Below are 20,289 nucleotides of genomic sequence, written 5' to 3'. Positions count from 1 at the left end.
AGTTAAGGGGATGGCTCATGAACACTCAAGATTTTTTGGCCGGCTATACCAAGCGCTTTGTTGACAACAAAGAAGAAGAGATGGGCTTGGATGAGTATCTAGAATTGTGCAAAAACGATCCGTCAGCATATGCTAATCCAGCGGAACGCTTATTGATGGCCATAGGCGAACCAGAAATGGTTGATACACGACACGACCCGGTCTTATCACGTATTTTTTCCAATAAAATTATCCCACGATATACCGTATTTAAAGATTTCTATGGCATGGAGGAACCAATCGAACAAATCGTTGGCTTCTTAAAACATGCAGCCCAAGGCCTAGAGGAAACCAAACAAGTACTTTATCTACTGGGCCCTGTAGGCGGTGGTAAATCATCTATTGCAGAAAAGCTAAAAGATTTAATGGAAAATATTCCTTTTTATGCAATTAAAGGCTCCCCCGTATTTGAATCCCCCTTATCCTTATTTAATCCAGTTGAAGACGCCGAACTGCTGCAAGAACGCTTTGGTATTCCTGCTCGCCATTTACGCTACCTAATGTCCCCTTGGGCCGTAAAACGCTTGCATGAATTCAATGGCGACATTAGCAAATTCAGAGTGGTTAAAGTCAAACCTTCTCGTTTAAAGCAAATTGCAGTGGCCAAAACCGAGCCTGGCGATGAGAACAACCAAGATATTTCATCGCTCGTGGGAAAAGTAGATATTCGTAAATTAGAAGAGTTTTCACAAGATGACCCGGATGCATACAGCTTCTCTGGAGGCTTATGCCGTGCCAACCGCGGCCTTTTAGAGTTTGTGGAAATGTTTAAAGCACCGATTAAAGTGCTGCATCCTTTGCTTACAGCAACTCAGGAAGGTAACTATAATGCCACTGAGGGCTTATCCTCCATACCCTTTGAAGGAATTATTTTAGCCCACTCGAATGAATCCGAATGGCAAACTTTTAGAAACAATAAAAATAATGAAGCCTTTATTGACCGTATCAATATTGTGAAAGTACCTTATTGTTTACGGGTAACTGAAGAAACGCGGATTTATCAAAAACTTATCGATAACAGCTCATTAACTCAAGCTCATTGCGCTCCAGGCACATTGGACATGTTAGCTCAATTTTCAGTATTAACCCGTTTGAAAGAACCACAAAACTCCAGTATTTATTCAAAAATGCGTGTCTATAATGGTGAAAGCTTGAAAGACACCGATCCGAAAGCAAAATCCTATCAAGAATATCGTGATTTTGCCGGTGTTGATGAAGGGATGAGTGGGGTTTCCACACGGTTTGCCTTCAAAATACTGTCCAAAGTATTCAACTTTGATCACAGTGAAGTTGCAGCGAACCCCGTACATTTAATGTACGTGTTGGAACGCCAAATCGAACAAGAGCAATTTCCTCAAGAAGTTCAAGAAAGCTATTTAGGCTTTATTAAAGAATATTTAGCTGCGAAGTATGTTGAGTTTATCGGTAAAGAAATTCAAACTGCATACTTAGAGTCTTATTCTGAGTATGGACAAAACATTTTCGATCGCTACATTACTTATGCCGATTTCTGGATACAGGACCAAGATTATCGCGATCCAGACACTGGAGAAATTTTTGACCGCAGCTTACTCAATTTAGAGCTAGAAAAAATAGAAAAACCTGCAGGCATATCCAATCCTAAAGACTTCCGTAATGAAGTAGTGAACTTTGTTTTACGTGCACGGGCAAATAACCGCGGTAAAAATCCAGTGTGGAATAGTTATGAAAAATTAAGATCCGTCATTGAAAAGAAAATGTTTACCAACACAGAGGATTTACTGCCAGTCATCTCCTTCAATGCCAAAGCATCTGAAGATGACAAGAAAAAACATGAGGAGTTTATTTCTCGGATGATAGAGAAAGGCTATACACGCAAGCAGGTACGACTGCTTTGTGAATGGTATTTACGAGTACGTAAATCACAATAATAAACGACTCAATAAACCTCTTCTCTATCCCCCGCAGTAAAATGCGGGGCTCAGTGACAATGGCCAATGCCTGCGCAATATAAAGCAGAACATTGAAGCAGAGGAGAGAACAATTTGGCACCTAGGTCGCGGAGTTTAAATCATGTCGCAATTGATTGATAGACGACAAAATGCGGGGAAGAAAAGCACGGTAAATCGCCAACGCTTTCTTCGTCGTTATAAGAACCAAATAAAAAGAGCCGTCTCCGATGCCGTAGGCAAACGTAGCATTACGGAAATTGATCAAGGCGAACAGATTTCTATTCCGGCTAAAGACATTTCCGAGCCCAGGTTTCATCAAGGAAGAGGTGGGCACGTAGAACGTGTTTTACCAGGAAACGATAATTTTATTAGTGGTGACCGCATTAAAAGGCCAAGTGGGAGCGGTAGCGGGGATGGCGGCGGGGATGGCGATGCCAGTAACAGTGGTGAAGGCGAAGATGATTTTGTTTTTGAATTATCACGTGAAGAATTTCTCGATTTGTATTTTGAAGATCTGGAATTACCCGATTTAGTAAAAAAGGAATTAGCTCGTATTAGCACCTTTAAAACGGTTCGAGCGGGGGTAACTACTAGCGGAATTCCTAATAATATCAATGTATTGCGTTCCATGAAGCAGGCTACCAGCCGAAGAATCGCCTTAGCTTCTCCTTATAAACGCCAATTAAAAGCAGCTGAAACGCGATTAGAGTTGTTACTCGATGAGCCAGTTCCCGATACAATGGCTATTAAAGAATTAAAACTTGAGATTGAACATTTAAAAAAGAAAATCCAGGCTGTGCCGTTTATTGACACGATTGATCTCCGCTACAACTACCGGCATCGGATTCCCTCTCCTTCCACGCAAGCCGTTATGTTCTGCGTTATGGACGTATCAGGATCTATGGATGAGGCAAAAAAAGATATAGCTAAACGCTTTTTCATTTTGTTGTATATGTTTCTCACCAAAAATTATGAAAAAATCGAATTGGTCTTTATCCGCCATCATACCTCCGCAAAAGAAGTCAATGAGGAAGAGTTTTTTTATTCCCGGGAAACAGGGGGCACGGTGGTTTCGAGCGCGCTGGAATTACTGAATCACATTATTGACGTACGCTACCCCCCCGAGGCCTGGAACATTTATGTGGCCCAAGCCTCTGATGGTGATAACTGGAATGCTGATTCACCTTATTGTCAAGAATTGCTCCAAGATAAAATCATGCCTTTATTACAGTATTTTGCGTACATCGAAATTATGCCACGTCATCATCAAAGTTTATGGGAAGTTTATCAGTTGGTTAAGGAACAATATCCTAATTTTGCGATGGAAAACATAGATACTGTTGCAGATATTTATCCCGTGTTTCACGAATTATTTAAAAGGAAAACGGCATGAGAAATAAAAAGCCTATATCCACCGGAGCTGAGTGGACCTTTGAATTAATCCAGGATTATGATCGTGAAATTGCACGTATCGCTAAAGATTTTGGCCTGGATACTTATCCTAATCAAATTGAGGTTATTACTGCAGAACAAATGATGGATGCCTACTCCTCAGTGGGTATGCCTATAGGATACAACCATTGGTCTTTTGGTAAACACTTCGTGGGTGTAGAAAAAAGCTATAAGCGTGGACAAATGGGCTTGGCCTATGAAATGGTTATTAATTCAAATCCCTGTATTTCTTATTTAATGGAAGAAAATACGATTGCTATGCAAGCCTTGGTTATTGCGCATGCCTGCTATGGTCACAATTCTTTTTTTAAAAATAATTATCTTTTTAAAATGTGGACCTCTGCTGATGCCATTATTGATTATTTAGTCTTTGCGAAAAAATACATCGCTGATTGTGAGGAACGTTATGGTATTGATGAGGTTGAATCGATATTGGATGCTTGCCATGCGGTAATGAATTACGGTGTCGACCGCTACAAACATCCGGCACCATTATCCATCCAAGAAGAAAAAATTCGCCAACAAAACCGCGAAATTTACATGCAATCGCAAGTCAATGAATTATGGAGAACCATTCCGCAGAGTAAACAAGCAGTGGAAAAGAGCAAAAAAAGACGCTTCCCCAGTGAGCCACAGGAAAATATTTTATACTTCTTCGAAAAAAATGCACCACTTCTTGAACCCTGGCAACGCGAAATCGTGCGTATTGTTCGTAAGATGGCGCAATATTTTTATCCTCAAGGACAAACTAAAGTAATGAATGAAGGCTGGGCTTGCTTTTGGCATTATACCCTGCTGCACGCTCTGTATGATGAAGGCTTAGTCACGGATGAATTTATGCTGGAAGTATTACAAAGCCATACGAATGTCATCATGCAACCCTCTTATAACAGTCCGTATTACAGCGGGATTAACCCCTATACCTTGGGATATCATATGATGCAGGACATCAAACGTATTTGCGAAAATCCTACCGATGAAGATAAAGCATGGTTCCCCTACCTGGCAAATACTGACTGGTTAAAAAGCCTGGATACAGCCATGCGAAACTACAAAGATGAAAGTTTTATTGCGCAATATTTATCACCAAAATTAATTCGCGATTTAAAATTGTTCCATATCGTTGATGATGACCGTAGCCCCGAGCTCTATGTTAATGCCATCCATGATGATGCCGGCTATCAAAAAATTAGAGAAGCATTATCCAGGCAATATAACCTAGGTACTTTTGAGCCTGATATTCAAGTGTATTCGGTAGATTTACAAGGAGATCGCTCCCTGACCTTAAGATACACCCAACAAAATCGCGTTCCCTTAGGAGAAACAACACCGGCAGTATTAAAACATCTTCACACATTGTGGCAGTTCCCGGTAATTCTACAAGCGGTTGATAATGATGATAAAATTTCTGCAGAATATCATTGCCCGCCAATAAATCAGTCTAAACCTGAAGCCTATGAAAAATAAATTATTCACGTAGGTTGGTGTGCATACTGCCACAACACCCAACCTACAGCTTACAAACAAATACCTAGATAATAGTGCCCATTTAATGATCAGTTAAGGTTTTGATGGTATAGTTAGACCATTAGCCAATAAAAAAGTGGTGCGATTATGCCTAAAGTTAGAAAATTAGTGGGAAATTACATAGATATGCTGGAAGCAATCTACCCTATAATGAAGACGCTGTATGCCACTGAAGAGGTATTTATTAATGAATATACTACTCTGAGTTCTGATTTTACGTCACAAGTACTCAAAGACTTGAATCGCGATCAATTTTGCCCTACTAATGATAGAACCTTTGAAGAGTATGTATCTCAATGGATGGACCCATCTACATCGCTTGCCTATAACCAAGGTAACGCAACCGGAGCATTTTTCTCCTTAGCGCTACAAATGTATATTTTGCAAGACCCTCGCTTTGAACAAAACCAAGCAGCTGGTCTTCTTGATCGTAAAGAGAATCGCCTGGCATACTTTCATAAAGACAATAAGCAAAATATTAGCTTAGCATATTATGATGATGACGGTATTACCTGCGGAATATCCCTTGATTACTCTACAATCGATCCTAATCTATGGTCTATAGCTCTTATTCGCAATACCTCCGCCGCTCCTGAAGACCGAGAAATGTTATTAATTTCATCGGAGGAACTGCTTGATATGGGTGAGACCGGATTGTCCAACGCTAAAGATGCCCTAGAATACCTATTGTTTTTTTTGAAATCTAAGGCTCTAGGCCAGCAAATAAAGGATTGCGGTTTATTCACTAAAAATGGATCACTCAATCTTGCGAACCTAAAAGAACTTTATGATCGATACCAACCTCCATATCCTTATAACAACGAAATAGTTAAGAGGTTAGATGCACAGGAAGCGAAGGTAAAGGATTGGCAGCTAACTGAATCTCAATTCACTATCGTTAAAGAAGCCTTAGAAAACAAACGCCAGCAGAATATCGCAAAACTGGATTCATGGTATTCTACATGGTTATACAACCCTGCATTAGATGCCGCGGATAAACAATCGTTCCTCCGCAGAAATAGAGGTAGTATTTTTACAACAGTTGCAGCACTAGTTACCTTAATCGGGTTTGCTTTAGTGCTATCTGGTGTGCTTGCGCCATTTGGAATTGCCTTTATGGGCGCCACAGAATTGATTTTAGGTGCCGTTGGCGCTGGATTGGCGTTCACCGCCACTTTAGGAAGTGCGATAACAGTAGGACTTAATGAGAAACGTCTGGCAACTTATCAGTCTGAAATAACAAACATGGCGCCAACACGGGAAAAAATATATGAGAAGAGATTAACTAGCTTAACGACCACCACAGCGATTGAGCAGTTACCAGAAGACGAAGTGATGCAAAGTGCAAATTTCAAAGAGCAGCTGGTACGAGCAGTTCTTCATGCGAATTTCAGTAAAGAAGAATTCGAAGAACTTACTAAAAAAATAGCACCAACTCTCTCTTCTCTCGTGGAACAAGATGAGGTGGTTCAAGTGGAGCAAAACGCTCTTGTTGATGCATCATTTAATGAACAAATCCAGTTAGTCGCAGAAATAGGGAAGGATTCCCTTAGTAGAGTTGTTGAGCGAGTAATTCAGCAAGAAGAACATGCACAAAAGATTGTAACTCGTGAAGAGGAGCAATCTGAGATTGTACAAACTGATGTACCACAAACAGTGGAACAAGCTGATTCCTCTACTCACAATAACTTTATCACTGTACACTAAAAATTGGGGAGCTAGAAATGACTATTTTTTTTGATGACAAAAAAAATACTTCTACCTCCCGAAAGTTAATACAACACAATGAGCATGTTACACGCAGGAAGCGTGTAACTCATGCTAAAGAAACTCTCCAAAAATTAAAAGAAGATATTGATACCCGAGTTGCCAAACTCCAGGGAGTTACTACTTTTTTAAGCGAACAACACGCTCTTGATGAGCAACTCACTCAAGAATATGAAATCCGCCCGTCTCCTGACCTAGCTCAACGATTAGAAAAACTAAAACAGGGAATCAGCCAATTAGAGGCGCAATTACAGAAGCATCAACCGGAAAAAATAATTGCAGAGCTAACTGCCAAGTATGAGAAGTTGAAGGGATTGTTGGAGCAGACTTCGAAATAAAACATTGTATCTGCACTTGCTTGTATGTGGGGCCATGGGTCCAATCGACAATTTAAAATAACATTTTATTCCTCAACTATAGGCGCAGTCGTAGAAAATATTTGTACTGCCGTGTCGTCAAAGGGATGCAAATTAAACAGCTCGCTAAAGACTTTTGCCGCGACCTCATTCGTGTTGGAATACCAATCACTCATATCATCAGAATAATACTGAATGACAACAGGCTGAAAAATAGCATACGCTACCAGTTGAGCCATTGGACCAGTCCCCACTCCTGTTTTTATAAAATATTTATTCCCCACCAAAGCCCGTCCTAACAGTTTTGCAGTAGCCCCAAGATCCTCTGGAAGGGTTGCATTTACAGGTAGCAAATTCGGTGCATAAACATTTACCGTGACAGCCAAGTAATCCCCAAACTCATGGCGCTTATTCAGAAAAGCGGCAAGTGCTAATGCTTTCTTCTCATCGCAAACCGTCACGCTAATTTCCATATCCCGTCCTTCGCCGGTTAAAGGCTTTACGTGCACGCAAGGATCGGCCTCTAAAGCGGCACTCAATTGGCTTTGTAACAATTCCCAAGGCGGAGTCAACCGAAGAGTCGCAGCGAATAAATTAGTACTTCCCCCAACACTGAAAAGCATGGCTAAAAATAATCCCGCCTTAATTGCTAACTTGCTCATTATCTACTCCAAAGCTTATTAAAAAAACGAAGAAAAGATAGAAACTCAGAGTTTCAATTAAGATGCCTCTTTGGCTTAACCAAAGAGGCGAGAAGGAAATTACTCAGATGCTAATTCAATAGCAAAAGCTACCGCTAATTTACTGAAATTGGTCATATGTTCGAGGCTCAAAAGTGCCATAGTATCTGAAGAGCTATGAATATACGGGTTGTGATCATCGAAGTTTGATTCACATGGGAATGCTGAAGGAACACCGATTTCAGTCCACGATGCATGATCACTACAACCATAGCCACAGCGTGAATAATCAACGGGGACCTTCACGTAAGTATCAATTAACTTCGCCACAAAGTTGCTTAAACCTTTATCGGTGTAATCAGTAAATACCCACATGGTCGGGTCCTTAGGATCAACACGATAACCAGTCATATCAAATTGAATCGCCGCTTTAACTGGAATCGCATGCTCTTGGAAATGCTCAACCACATGCTGAGAACCAACCAAACCACGCTCTTCAGCAGCGTACCAAATGATATAAATAGGACGTTTAAAAGTAGTGTTAGATGATAGCAGAACGCGAGCCATCTCCATGATACTTGAAGAACCACTGCCATCATCACCAGCACCTGGCATACGGCCATCTAAAGTATCCATATGAGCGCCAATAACAATACCTGGGGCCTTAATGTTTTTACCAATAACGGTCACTAAAGAAGGTTGTTTATAGTATCCTGTAGAAACAAAATAGGTTGCTACATCGGTACGCCCGTATTCAGTTGCCATTGCTTCAAATTTAGCTTTTAACCATTTCGCCGCATCAACACCAGTATCTTTGGTCGCAGAACGATTATGGTATGACGTTAAATGAGTCAAAGTTTGCCAAATATTATCTGCCTCCACATTTTGCAAAGCAGCGTTTACTTCATCTTGATGCTTAATTTCATACGTGGTTTTCTCTTTTATGGGTGCATGCAACGCATTCTTTTCTAAAACGCTTTTAGCGGCCAGCTGTTTTGCAGCCAATGAATTACCTGCTATGCGCTGACTCACATTCACAAAACGACCACAATGTTCCTTATCGGCCAAATGGCTGAGTGACTCAACATCAGCACTGGGAACATCGATAATTCGAAATTGTTTGTTTTCTGCCAAAACATCATATGCAGTAGTTATTTTTGCAGCAAGACATTGAGAAACTTGCAATTGCTCATGTACAGGAACACTAGCAGCAGAAATTTGGGTGCCTGCCAACATTGAACCAGCAACAATAAAGCCCATCCATTGATTAAAACGCATATCCTCTCCTAATTAATGTTGAGTTTCAAAAACAAAAGAAACTACATGAGGTAAATCATGCCATTTCACTTTACCTAAATTCATCTATTGAATCTACAACTACACACACAAAAACCTTTACGTAGCCTGGTTCTTCGAGCAATTACACACTACTATGCCCTTTTTTTAATCTTTGCGCTATTGATAATCATTCTCATTTGCGATAAAGTCTTATCCACGATCGCCAACAGGTTAAATGGTTAACAATGAACACAAAAAAAATCCCCTATAATCTTGCTCTTATCCTGCTCACCACGGGCGCGAGTTTAATTCTTGGTCTGTTAAGTTTTAGCGGAATGTTCGCACTTGTTCCGGTTTTACCTTTTGCGATCGCAACATTCGTGCTCTCCGTAGCCTATGAGGCAGAAATTTATTTACAAAATATCAAGGGAGCCCTGAGCAAACTATTTAAATACAATTACTTACAAAATCAATTCGCGACGGAACTTCTCCTCGAGAACTTCCCTAAAGATATCAACCATCCAAATTGCCCATCATTTTTTGTAAATTATGCTGCTTTACAGTTAAAACTAAAAAAGGCTACCAATAAAACACAGAAAAAGCAGATTAAAAAATTACTCAAAGAGATGGAGCAACAATTTGCCTTACAATTATTTTCCGACGCAGAAAACATACCTATTACTGGTGATACGAATCCATTACGAATTTGGTTAAGCCAAAATAATCAAGCAGCTTGGCAAGCAGATTTTCACAAGCAACGTCGAAACTTCCAAATCGTTGCTGCATTTAGCTCGCTTTCTGCCCTGTTTATGGGATTAGGAAGTACCTATCTTATCATGGAAGCTTTTAGCGCCATTCCCTGGATTGCCGTTATTCCCTTTGCCTACTGGCCGTTTATGATTGTTCCCATGGCAGTGATTGCGGGAGCAGCTTATGGTTTGCTGACCTATAATACCATTACGGATCTTATTAATAATGACACGATAACAAAATGGTTTACGAGAGTTCACACTCATTTTAAGGAAGAACGCTTTTCTTTGCGTAACCTGTTTATGATTTCAATGTCGGCCCTGTTAGTGGGGTTAGCAATTGCCCTTACGGTTTGTACGGCAGGAACCTGGTGGACTATAGCAACGAATGCACGCCCATTATTCGACTGGATGGGTAAAATGCCCAAATTTGTCATGGGGGGGTTAAACCCATTGATCACTGGGCTTTCGGCACTAGGTTTTAATATTCAAAATACTGCCGAGTCAATTGAAGAGTTAGATAAATCCATTTATACAGAAAAAGCAGATTCAGCAACTAGTCTCTATGATTCAATAAAAGACACATGGAATGGCCTATGGAAAAATAAAAACTGGCTCCAGGTATTTAATCCATTCAGTATTATCAAAGCGTTGACCATTACCCCATTGCGCATCATGTTGTTCCTCGGACATTTGGTCAGTATTGCATTAACCGCCGATCGGATGCCGGGACTTCCACAAATTTGGGCTGCATTAATTGCCTTTATTAGCGAAGGCTTTGAAGATGCCCACTATTTCATTGGGCATGGGCACGCAGGAAAGAACACGGAATCACAAGACGCCGAAGACATTAATACCTTTACGCGAAAAATGCTAAAAAAACGACTTGGTAAACATGGTGGACACAGTCATGATCTCGACATTCCTGCAAAAATATTGTTTGCACTGGCAACTCCTTTAGATCTTTTAGCCTCAGGATGGGATTCTATGGCTACTTGGTTAGTTCCTGTAAGCAAGGTAGAGCCTCAGCCAGTTGAACCTGTAGCAGAAATTTCGCGGCCTAAATTTAATCTCGCTTTATCTGAAAATTGGCAAGCAGAACATACGGTTGCCTTGATTGAAAAACACATACAAAAGCATTTAAATGGCGTATGGTTTGGAGCAGAAACTGCTGAGAAGAAAAAAATAGAGCTGAGAGCTTTGCAACAGCAAATACGTCGTGCTGATGTTAACGAGCTCGGCGAGATACTTACTTCGGCGAAAACCAATTCGACATATAATGCACATCGATTATTTGCACATAAGGGTGAGAAAACGGCTACTCAAGCCTTTATTGAGGAGTTACCGCAACGAGTAACATTGGCTGGTTAAATATTACTTACTCATGGATACCGCGGTCAAGCCGCGGTAGTGCGATATAGGCTAAGTACAAACTTATATGTAATTAAATTAAAATCAATGTCTTAGCCTTTACAACAAATCCTCTTACGCTATGAAACCCCAGATTTCGTCTCACGAATGCAGACAATCCACTCTAAAAAAATCGCAAGAACTATTAAGAATATGATAAAGTACCTCGCAAAATTAAGCGATGTTAGGGCTATTCATATAGCAATAGCCCTTAGTGGAAGTTCAGGCGTCAAGAGAGACATAGATGAAGAAAAGTTTGATTAGGAATTCAAGGGCCTGGTTCGTCATGGGACATGATTTAGCCATGGCACTATTTAGTTGGTTTATTGTTCATTCATTGATTTCAGGACAGCTTGATACATTTTCGCTGACCCAGTGGCTAAGTATTACCGTAGCTTTTGCTATTTCAATTAAATATTTTCGTGCTTATGCAGTGATTTGGAAAAATGCATCCACTAAAGATGTAAAAAGAAACATTTATACCGTATTGTCTGGCTCGATTTTATTCTTTTTTCTGGAATTCCTCTTTAATAGGCTGGCGCTCATTTCCCGCTCAGAAATTATTTTCTATCCAGAATTAACCTTAATTCTTATCCTCTCGAGTCGTTATTTTTATCGCCAATATTTACAATCCTCCCCCAAAACACGGGCAGCAGGAACAGGTTTGATTATAATTGGTGCAGGAGCTGGTACGAATTTATTCTTGCGAGAAAATGATACCCGATTTAAGCCCTACAAAATTGTCGCCATACTGGATGATAATCCCTTCTTACATGGAACCTTAATGCAAAACTACCCCATTATCGGTTCCACTGATTTATTATTATCACCCAAGTTTATACAGAGCTATCCAGCAGATGAACTATTAATCGCGATTCCGTCGTTACCCAAGGAACATTTACAAGATATTTATAAAAAATGTAGCGCAACCGCTTACCCGGTAAAAATATTACCGTCACTAATGAAAATCCTTGAAGGCTCAAGCCCTACGGCGCTGGAACAGATTAAATTGGAAGACTTATTAGGGCGTGAGCAAATTGAGTTGGCATGGGGTGAAATTTCTACGACTGTTTATGGAAAAAGAGTAGTAGTAACCGGCGGCGGGGGCTCCATTGGCTCCGAGTTATGCCGGCAAATTGCGAAACTTAATCCAGAGAAATTAATCATTATTGATAACTCCGAGTTCAATCTCTATCAAATTGAACATGAGTTACGTCATAACTTTAAAAATCTCCCCTTGCATATCAGTCTTACTTCGGTTCTTGACAAACACGCAATTAATCAACTTTTTGAAAAATTTAAACCACAAATTGTATTTCATGCAGCAGCATATAAACATGTTCCCATGCTGGAAGAGCAAATACGAATCGCGGTGATGAATAACGTGCTAGGCACACAAGCCATTGCAGAAGCCAGTGTGGATTTTAATGTGAATAAATTTATTCTGATTTCTACTGATAAAGCGGTTAATCCGACTAATATAATGGGCACAACCAAGCGCGTAGCAGAAATTTATTGTCAAAATCTGAATGGTCATTTTACAACTCAATTTATTACCGTGCGCTTTGGGAATGTACTGGGCTCCGCTGGAAGCGTAGTACCACTGTTCAAAAAGCAGTTAAAAGAAGGTGGGCCATTAACGGTTACCCATCCTGATATTACGCGTTATTTCATGACGATTCCGGAAGCTTGTCAGCTCATTTTGCAAGCGATGGTTAACGGTCATGGCGGGGAAGTATTTGTACTGGATATGGGGGAGCCCGTTAAAATTAACTATCTGGCAGAGCAAATTATAAGACTTGCGGGCAAAGAACCACATCGAGATATTCAAATCAAATATACTGGCCTGCGCCCCGGCGAAAAACTTTATGAAGAGCTTTTTCATGAAACGGAACAATTACGCCCAACCATGCATGAAAAAATTCTGCAAGCAAAACATCGCGTTATGGATTGGCAGCAATTAATCCATACTTTCGATGCAATTGAGCAAGCATGTCACACGATGAATGAACGTGAGTTACGCAAATTATTGGTACAGCTAGTGCCAGAGTATTGCGAGAAAGCGGAAACATTGTCTTCCTCTTAAGGGGCCGGACTACATTCTGTACAAATTCTTGCCAATTGCCAGTGGATGCCGAGACTGTAATTAGGTGCGATTTTGATGGTAAAAATAGAGGATTAGTAATGGAAACCTTACTAGACAACCTTAAAACCCCAGTGTACTCTACGCAACACTTGCAATAATGGCATGGTATGAGCTCGAACATACATTGAGCATTCTTATTTTTATTTTTACATTAGAACTATTATATGAACGATTATCGGTACTGTAGACTCAACGAATCAAATTTTGCAGATTTAGTATATTTGGTAAAGGTAATTTATGATACTGATGTAAACGTTGAACAGCTTAAAAAGAAATATACTACTGACTGCTTTGGTGCTTCTTATATTGGCTACATCGCGTATCATAATAAAACCAATGAAGTTGCTGCGTATTACGGCATTTTTCCGCTTCGCGTGAAACTCAATGAAACGATTATTATGGCTGCACAGTCGGGTGACACCATGACCCATCCAGCGCATCGGAACAAGGGATTATTTGTTGAACTAGCCAAGCAGACTTATGAGCTAGGAAAAAGTTTAGGTGTCCAATTCGTATATGGTTTCCCCAATCAGTTCTCTTATCCTGGCTTAGTTAGAAAACTGGGGTGGACGCATGCATATGACATGTTATCTCTCAATTTATTAGTGCCTACGCTGCCCTATGCGCAGTTTTTGATGAAAAAACCTAATTTATCAACTTGGCATAGTAAAACGCTATTGAACTTATTAAAAAAGTTTTTTATTTTTCATGAAACTTTGCCCGAAAAACTTCTTTCTGCTCAAAAGCAGAAAGAGGGAGTGATGCATGATCAAGACTTCTTTGACTATAAACTTGGTTATAATTGTATTCTTCTCCAGCATCAAGATGTTTACATGGTTTTGAAGGTGGAAAATAATAATATTGGAATAGGTGCATTGTATAATTATGGAGAGTTTTCTGGTATAAATAAGGCATTGCGTAGGTTAAAATTAATTTGTGCTTTAATGGGTGTTATGCGGATCAGAACTTATTGTTCACCAAATAACTTAGCGAACATTAACTTAGGAAAGCTCGCGTTCTCTAAAAAAAGCCTTGCTTATTGTTATCTTAATCTCGGTATGGATTTTGATTTAGGGAAGCTTAACTTTACATATTTAGATTATGATACCTTTTAGACCACTTCTTCGACACAGCTATCTATCTCTCATGGGAAACTTCAAAAAGATTTCCCCTTGTGTTCATATTTTAAATGGCCATATTATTGGCGATAAGAGAGAACAGGGTAAAAATAGATTTAGTCAATTATTGCAACGCCTATCGGCTCATGTTGATTTTTTAAATATAGAACAAGCATGCAAGCTGATCATAGAAAAAACTCCATTAAGCCGCCCTGCTGTAGCATTTACGTTCGATGATGGTTTTGATGACTGTTATCATGAAATAGCCCCTACATTGGAAAAGTACAATGTCAATGCGGCTTTTTTTATTAACCCTAATTTTACTTATGGTGATGACGAATATATTTGTAAATTTCTTCAGGAAAAGGCACCCCATCTTTCCTTTAGAAAGCCAATGAATGAGGCGATGGTACAAGAACTCCATAATCGTGGCTTTGTTATTGGGGCTCATGGATTAGATCATGAGCGCTTAGTAAGCAATAACTCAGAGTTCTTGGAACAACAAATTAAGGACTGTAAGAAAAAAATAGAAGATATGTTGCAAAGTGAGTGTGCTTTTTTTGCTTGGCCCTATGGTAAGTATTCTGATATTTCTGATGAGGCCATGTTGATGATCCAGAGATTATTCCAATATAACTTCAGCTCCGATCAATATACTTCTTATATGTCAGCTAAGGTATTTAATCGAAGACATTTTGAATGCGATTGGCCAGTAAATCATTTACGCTATTTTCTTGCATGCCAGCGGTATGCATCAGATTTAAGCCTTTAGTTAATTTTTTTATCTATGAATTGTTTACAAAATAGATCACCTGTATTATTCGACAGATTATGAGGGCATACAGCCTAAATGTTTCATATTCTGCATAAAGATATATAAAAGGAAGATGATGTCAAATGACTTACACCCCCTAGTATCTATTGTGATCCCTGCATACAATAGTATGCCCTATTTGGAGGAGGCAATAGAAAGTGTCTTGTCTCAAGATTATCCAAATATTGAATTAATTGTTTTAAACGATGGATCAACGGATAATACCCACGACTTTTTACAAAAATATAAAGGGAAGTTTTATTACGACTCACATCCCAATATGGGACAAGCCGCGACGCTTAATAAAGGATGGACTCTAAGTCGAGGGGATATAATTGGATATTTAAGCGCGGATGATATTTTAACAAAAGACGCAGTGAGCGTTTCTGTAAAAGCGTTTCAAGAAGACGCCGATGTAATATTAACTTATCCTGATAATTTGGTTATTAACAGTCAATCTGAGTTTATTCGTAAATATACGGCACCCGAATATGAATATTATGATTTTGTTTTTCATGCAAAATGCAGAATTGGGGTGGGAGCATTTTTTTTAAAAACTGCATTCGATAAAATCGGGGGCTGGGACAGCAAATATCGTTTAATGGCTGATTATGCATACCAGCTAGATTTAGCAAAATTGGGTAAATTTAAATACATCCCCCAAGTATTGGGACATTCACGGGTACACTCTCAAGCTATATCAGCCAATAAAGTAAGTATTGAAACCGCTGACGAGTTTATAACCATAATGAAAAAAGAACTTATGGCCAGTACCGATCCGAAGTTACTTAATTTAAAAGGTAAGATATTAAGTCGCTCCTATTTATTTTCTGCCCGAACTCATTTAGAGTCAGGGCGTTATAAAACAGCATTGCAGTACTTAGCGACCACGATTAAGCTTGATCCGAGCCAGATTTTTAAAAAAAACATTTATCGGACTATATTAAATTTCTTTACGAAAAAGATTTACATAAAAATTTACCAGAGGCAATAAATGGAAATAAAAATACTAAATCTTAAGTTTGGGATTGCTTTAGTTTTATTTTTATTTATTTTATCACTAGTAGGCTTGAGTTCTTATCAGGGCTCTTCTTTTTATTACTTTATTTTTGATACCACGTGGTTAGCTGTGCTGCTCAGCGCATTTTGTTTTTCACAAAGTTACGTTATTTTTTATGCCCAGATCATGTTGTTTTTAGGATTTTGGACGAAGTTAATGGCTCATCTTATTCTGGGGGCCTATTTCGTTGAACCTACAGGGTATTGGACACATAAATTTGTTAGCCCTGAAGCGTGGGATCAAGTTTTGCTGATATCAAGTCTAGCCGCAGGTGGAATTTTAGTCGCTAACCTTTTATTTTCTCTCTGCACAAAAAGAGTGGGGCGACAACATAGTCAATTGGACGTGCCTCAATGGTATATTAAACATAGCGATTTCGCTTGGTATGTTCTTCTTTTCGTTGGAATAACAGCAAATGCAATCAATATCTTTTATCATATTTCAACTACAGGGTTGCGCCCTCAGATAATATTACCTTTTCATCTAAATGCAGCGCTAATTTGGCTAATGGTTATTGCTATCCCTTTGTCTATGGCCACATTTCTAGGATGGGAGCGAGACCCAAAGAAGAAAAAGCAACGGGGTTACTATATTTGTTTCATGGCATTTATTACCTCTTTATCTATCTTAAGCCGAGCGATTTATCTTTTTTGGACACTTCCCTATTTGTTGATCCTCTTTTCCAATTTTAACTTTTCTTTTAAAAAGTTCGCTTTATGGCAAAATAAAAATGTGATTATTATTTATTTAGCGTTTATCGCCTTATCTATTGTTCTCGTGAATGTTATCCGAATAAACCAGTTCTCTAATCTCGCTTTAGAAGAGCACTCTGGTAAACAATCGTTGGCAAACAAGTCTCAACAGAACTCATCGGGAAATGAAGAAAAATTTACCCAGTTGTCTAAACTTTTTGTCGGAAGATGGGTAGGATTAGAGGCGGTGATGGCCACTACAGCGTTCCCCCAAACAGGTTGGAGCTTTTTTAAAGAGAGCCTCGTAAAAAAACCATCCGCAGGTGATGTAGGTATTTATACGCATAAAGTTTTAAAACTCAATAAATATCGAAATACTAAGGAAACTATGTTTTCATCATTGCCTGGACTGGTCGCCATATTAAATTATTCTAATTCCCATGCCTTGGTCTTTTTGGGGATGTTTGGTATTTGCTTTTTATTATGCTATATCGAGCGAATGGTTTTTTTAATGATGAGAAATAAATTCTTGTTATCACAACAAGGCTTGATATTAGGCTACTGGTGTGTTGCAGGTTTAAACATTCCTTATTTAGGATTTATTAATTTACTTGAATGTCTTTTTGTTTCTTTATCCTTATGTTTAATTAGTCCTTGTTATGATTGGATTATGAAATATTCTATAAAAAAATCATCATCTTATCCGATATGATAACTATCTTAAGCATGACTTATGAAAAGAAATGACCCATTTAAAGAAGCCACGGTAGTGAATGCTACCGCTCTTAATTCTGGCGGTGCTTTATCAATTCTGCATCAGTTTCTAAGCCATGTCCGAGAGGAAGAGATTTATTATATTTTTATTCACCCTTCTTTAAATGTCACTATAGAAAAAAAGAATGTTTATTTTATTAAGAAAGAAGTCAGTTCCATTGCAAAGAGGATTTTTTGGGATAGCTGGGGATTAAAACTGTGGTTGAAAAAACACAACATAAAAGCTAAAGCTTTAGTCTCTTTACAAAATACTTCTATTGCATGTTCTAAAACCATACCTAAAGTTATTTACTTGCACCAAGGTTTATCTTTACATACGCAAAAATGGTCTTTTTTTAAGCGTGGCGAACGACGTCTGGCGTTCTATAAATACGTTTATCCTTTATTTATTTTTTTACATGTTGACAAAAAAACAAAGTTTGTTGTGCAAACTCAATGGATGAAAAAAGCGCTCTGTACTTACTTCAAACAAAAGAATGAAAATGTCTATGTGATAAAGCCTGACATCCTGAGAAGAGATATTAACCATATTGCAACACAAGAGCTTCCATATCCATATACTTTGTTTTATCCCGCGACTAGCGCCCATTTTAAAAATCATGAAGAACTCATTTATGCATTACATGAGCTCAAGAAAAAAGATGCGTCGCGGTTAATCGGCTTATATTTAACTATTAATCCACAGGAAAATAGAAATTTATATGAGCTAGTTGGGAAATTAGGCTTACAAAACAATGTCCACTTTTTAGGCCCATTAAGCTACGAGCAAGTGCTCATGTATTATAAATCATGTACTACGGTAGTTTTCCCTAGTTATATTGAGAGCTTTGGCTTACCCTTGGTAGAAGCGGCTATGTTTGGAAAGCCGTTAGTGGCTCTTGATGCGGACTATGCAAGAGAGGTGATTTCCAGCTATCCGGGTGCTCTTTTTGCTCCACGAAACGCACCGGAAGAATGGATGAATGCCATAGAAAAGTCTTTTTCTTATACGAGTATCGAGCCTTATACCCCAAATTATGAGACCAACTGGAATGACTTTTTTGCATTATTACATGAACAATAATTTTCGGGTGCGTTCAGGTAATGATGCCAACGTAATAGGGACGCGTCATCCCCAACATCGTCAATGATCTCCTGAATGAGGCATAAGTGTGATACCTAAGGATTATCCTGCATTCAAGCCCCCTGGTGTTTCCTCATCAGCAGATGAGGTTAACCCCTGTTACGCCCCCTTAAATAGATGGATCAATTGCTGAGTTGTTAGGCGCCATATCCTTTTTATATCTAAGCAAAAATCGCTCTCCCCACGCCATTCCTGGCCTTTCAATATATTTCCAGGAAAAATGCGCCAGGGTAATAATCATAATTAAAATAGCGAGCACCAACGCATTATTTCCCCATACTGAATGAGTTGTAATGTATCGAATAAGTTCGCCAGTCTGTGGTTCGTTCAACATAGGAGCGAAATCATAATGACTTAATTTTGAAAAAACTATCGCGAAGCTTATAACCAGAAAGATCATTGCGAAATGAATCATATAAATTGAATAAGATAGTTTTCCTAATCTTATAAAAAACGCGCGTTTTAATAAGGAGGAGAAAAAACCACCCTCCTTAGAAAAAATTATAATGACAATGCAAAACCAAATACTGGCAATTACACCTTGATGTTTTATGTTCCAATTTAAAATCATGAAAATCATGAATAGACTTAAACCTTCAAGTACTGTCATGACCTGTTTTGACAAAGAAACAGTTAATGTTTTTTGGTAAATAGAATAAGCCAGTATGCCTGCAAAAAAGCAAGAAAAAACTCGCAGGATGTTGTGATTAAGAACATCCAAACCCATGGCTAATGAAAAAAATGCACATCCAGAAATAATGGCGAAAAGATATAAACTCAACTTACGATTCAAAATTAATATCGCCGCAAAAAACATATAAACGTACAGCTCCGCACTAATGCTCCATGAAGGGCCATTAAATGATAATGGGTCAGCGGAATTAAACCACGATTGTAACAATAAAAGATTGGGAACAATTTCTTTTAATGCATTTCTACCAGAAAAAGCACTACCATTAAAATTAAGTCCTTTCATTTCTGCGAACCACTTACCACATTCAAAGAGAATAAAGATGGCCAGCATAAAAAAGTGCAGGGGGTAAAGACGAAAGATTCGTTTGAAAATAAATGGATTAAAATCATGGTAATTGGCGAGAGTGTTTCTATAGGTATGAAATAAAACAAATCCACTTAAAACGAAGAAAAACTCGACAAATAAATGGGAGTTTCTAAAGAAATTAAACTCCGTGGCGCTATAGGGAACGTGTAAATGAAAAAGCACTACAGACAAGGCGCATAAACCTCTGAAGCTATCAAGCACAACGAAACGATTTGCCTTTAACATTAAAAGTTAACCTTCAAACTTATGAGGGCTTAATTTAATGGATCATTCATTATGCCCAATGAGTATTGCCATGAGTTTATAACAACTA

At 38.7% G+C, this 20,289-nt stretch carries 15 protein-coding genes; 12 read left to right on the top strand and 3 right to left on the bottom strand.

Annotation, left to right across the window (positions count from 1 at the left end; genetic code table 11):
• Positions 1-17 precede the first annotated feature (17 nt).
• The 5 genes from E1P08_RS07840 to E1P08_RS07820 all read left to right on the top strand — a co-directional run bounded on the left by E1P08_RS07840 (position 18) and on the right by E1P08_RS07820 (position 7,054).
• A complete protein-coding gene (locus E1P08_RS07840; RefSeq protein ID WP_133136477.1) occupies positions 18-1,949 on the top strand; it encodes a PrkA family serine protein kinase in 1,932 nt (643 codons plus the stop codon).
• 142 nt (positions 1,950-2,091) lie between these two features.
• On the top strand, positions 2,092-3,363 hold the full coding sequence (locus E1P08_RS07835; RefSeq protein ID WP_133136476.1) for a YeaH/YhbH family protein: 1,272 nt from the start codon (positions 2,092-2,094) through the stop codon (positions 3,361-3,363).
• Complete coding sequence (locus E1P08_RS07830) at positions 3,360-4,889, top strand: SpoVR family protein (protein ID WP_133136475.1); 1,530 nt, start codon at positions 3,360-3,362, stop codon at positions 4,887-4,889. Before E1P08_RS07835 ends, E1P08_RS07830 begins: the two co-directional genes overlap by 4 nt.
• A 147-nt stretch (positions 4,890-5,036) precedes the next feature.
• On the top strand, positions 5,037-6,656 hold the full coding sequence (locus tag E1P08_RS07825; protein WP_133136474.1) for a hypothetical protein: 1,620 nt from the start codon (positions 5,037-5,039) through the stop codon (positions 6,654-6,656).
• Between the two features lie 17 nt (positions 6,657-6,673).
• Positions 6,674-7,054: a hypothetical protein gene (locus E1P08_RS07820; protein WP_133136473.1), complete on the top strand. Its 381-nt coding sequence runs from the start codon at positions 6,674-6,676 to the stop codon at positions 7,052-7,054.
• 65 nt (positions 7,055-7,119) lie between these two features.
• On the opposite strand, the gene E1P08_RS07815 is transcribed toward E1P08_RS07820, so the two are convergent.
• Together E1P08_RS07815 and lapA are read right to left on the bottom strand one after the other, a co-directional pair.
• Positions 7,120-7,734 (bottom strand): group-specific protein, encoded by a 615-nt coding sequence (locus tag E1P08_RS07815; protein ID WP_133136472.1) that lies wholly within the window; start codon positions 7,732-7,734, stop codon positions 7,120-7,122.
• Positions 7,735-7,833: 99 nt separating this feature from the next.
• Complete coding sequence (gene lapA, locus E1P08_RS07810) at positions 7,834-9,030, bottom strand: aminopeptidase LapA (RefSeq protein WP_133136471.1); 1,197 nt, start codon at positions 9,028-9,030, stop codon at positions 7,834-7,836.
• A gap of 245 nt (positions 9,031-9,275) precedes the next feature.
• On the opposite strand from lapA, the gene E1P08_RS07805 reads away from it, so the two are divergent.
• From E1P08_RS07805 to E1P08_RS07775, 7 genes are all read left to right on the top strand, one after another.
• The gene (locus E1P08_RS07805; protein WP_133136470.1) at positions 9,276-11,150 is read left to right on the top strand and encodes a hypothetical protein; all 1,875 of its coding nucleotides are present in this window, start codon (positions 9,276-9,278) and stop codon (positions 11,148-11,150) included.
• Between the two features lie 283 nt (positions 11,151-11,433).
• Positions 11,434-13,275, top strand: coding sequence for a polysaccharide biosynthesis protein (locus tag E1P08_RS07800; RefSeq protein WP_133136469.1), 1,842 nt, complete (start codon positions 11,434-11,436; stop codon positions 13,273-13,275).
• A gap of 224 nt (positions 13,276-13,499) precedes the next feature.
• Entirely contained in the window at positions 13,500-14,450 is a 951-nt protein-coding gene (locus E1P08_RS07795) for a GNAT family N-acetyltransferase (RefSeq protein WP_133136468.1), read from the top strand.
• A gap of 31 nt (positions 14,451-14,481) precedes the next feature.
• Positions 14,482-15,225: a polysaccharide deacetylase family protein gene (locus E1P08_RS07790; RefSeq protein WP_242602405.1), complete on the top strand. Its 744-nt coding sequence runs from the start codon at positions 14,482-14,484 to the stop codon at positions 15,223-15,225.
• A gap of 115 nt (positions 15,226-15,340) precedes the next feature.
• A complete protein-coding gene (locus E1P08_RS07785) occupies positions 15,341-16,261 on the top strand; it encodes a glycosyltransferase (RefSeq protein WP_242602404.1) in 921 nt (306 codons plus the stop codon).
• On the top strand, positions 16,262-17,731 hold the full coding sequence (locus E1P08_RS07780; RefSeq protein ID WP_133136466.1) for a hypothetical protein: 1,470 nt from the start codon (positions 16,262-16,264) through the stop codon (positions 17,729-17,731).
• Between the two features lie 21 nt (positions 17,732-17,752).
• Entirely contained in the window at positions 17,753-18,856 is a 1,104-nt protein-coding gene (locus tag E1P08_RS07775) for a glycosyltransferase (RefSeq protein ID WP_133136465.1), read from the top strand.
• A gap of 169 nt (positions 18,857-19,025) precedes the next feature.
• Here the strand turns inward: E1P08_RS07775 and E1P08_RS07770 are convergent, their stop codons facing one another.
• Complete coding sequence (locus E1P08_RS07770; protein WP_133136464.1) at positions 19,026-20,201, bottom strand: acyltransferase family protein; 1,176 nt, start codon at positions 20,199-20,201, stop codon at positions 19,026-19,028.
• Positions 20,202-20,289: the final 88 nt, after the last annotated feature.

The organism is Legionella rowbothamii (assembly GCF_900639985.1).
Classification (GTDB): Bacteria; Pseudomonadota; Gammaproteobacteria; order Legionellales; family Legionellaceae; genus Legionella; species Legionella rowbothamii.
Note: the sequence above shows the minus strand (reverse complement) of the source record. Positions and strands in the feature narration are given on the sequence as shown.

Bases quoted from the DNA above. Each gene is read 5' to 3' on its own strand.
- E1P08_RS07840 (WP_133136477.1), top strand. From the start codon at position 18: ATGAACACTCAAGATTTTTTGGCCGGCTATACCAAGCGCTTTGTTGAC.
- E1P08_RS07835 (WP_133136476.1), top strand. From the start codon at position 2,092: ATGTCGCAATTGATTGATAGACGACAAAATGCGGGGAAGAAAAGCACG.
- E1P08_RS07830 (WP_133136475.1), top strand. From the start codon at position 3,360: ATGAGAAATAAAAAGCCTATATCCACCGGAGCTGAGTGGACCTTTGAA.
- E1P08_RS07825 (WP_133136474.1), top strand. From the start codon at position 5,037: ATGCCTAAAGTTAGAAAATTAGTGGGAAATTACATAGATATGCTGGAA.
- E1P08_RS07820 (WP_133136473.1), top strand. From the start codon at position 6,674: ATGACTATTTTTTTTGATGACAAAAAAAATACTTCTACCTCCCGAAAG.
- E1P08_RS07815 (WP_133136472.1), bottom strand. From the start codon at position 7,734: ATGAGCAAGTTAGCAATTAAGGCGGGATTATTTTTAGCCATGCTTTTC.
- lapA (WP_133136471.1), bottom strand. From the start codon at position 9,030: ATGCGTTTTAATCAATGGATGGGCTTTATTGTTGCTGGTTCAATGTTG.
- E1P08_RS07805 (WP_133136470.1), top strand. From the start codon at position 9,276: ATGAACACAAAAAAAATCCCCTATAATCTTGCTCTTATCCTGCTCACC.
- E1P08_RS07800 (WP_133136469.1), top strand. From the start codon at position 11,434: ATGAAGAAAAGTTTGATTAGGAATTCAAGGGCCTGGTTCGTCATGGGA.
- E1P08_RS07795 (WP_133136468.1), top strand. From the start codon at position 13,500: ATGAACGATTATCGGTACTGTAGACTCAACGAATCAAATTTTGCAGAT.
- E1P08_RS07790 (WP_242602405.1), top strand. From the start codon at position 14,482: ATGGGAAACTTCAAAAAGATTTCCCCTTGTGTTCATATTTTAAATGGC.
- E1P08_RS07785 (WP_242602404.1), top strand. From the start codon at position 15,341: ATGATGTCAAATGACTTACACCCCCTAGTATCTATTGTGATCCCTGCA.
- E1P08_RS07780 (WP_133136466.1), top strand. From the start codon at position 16,262: ATGGAAATAAAAATACTAAATCTTAAGTTTGGGATTGCTTTAGTTTTA.
- E1P08_RS07775 (WP_133136465.1), top strand. From the start codon at position 17,753: ATGAAAAGAAATGACCCATTTAAAGAAGCCACGGTAGTGAATGCTACC.
- E1P08_RS07770 (WP_133136464.1), bottom strand. From the start codon at position 20,201: ATGTTAAAGGCAAATCGTTTCGTTGTGCTTGATAGCTTCAGAGGTTTA.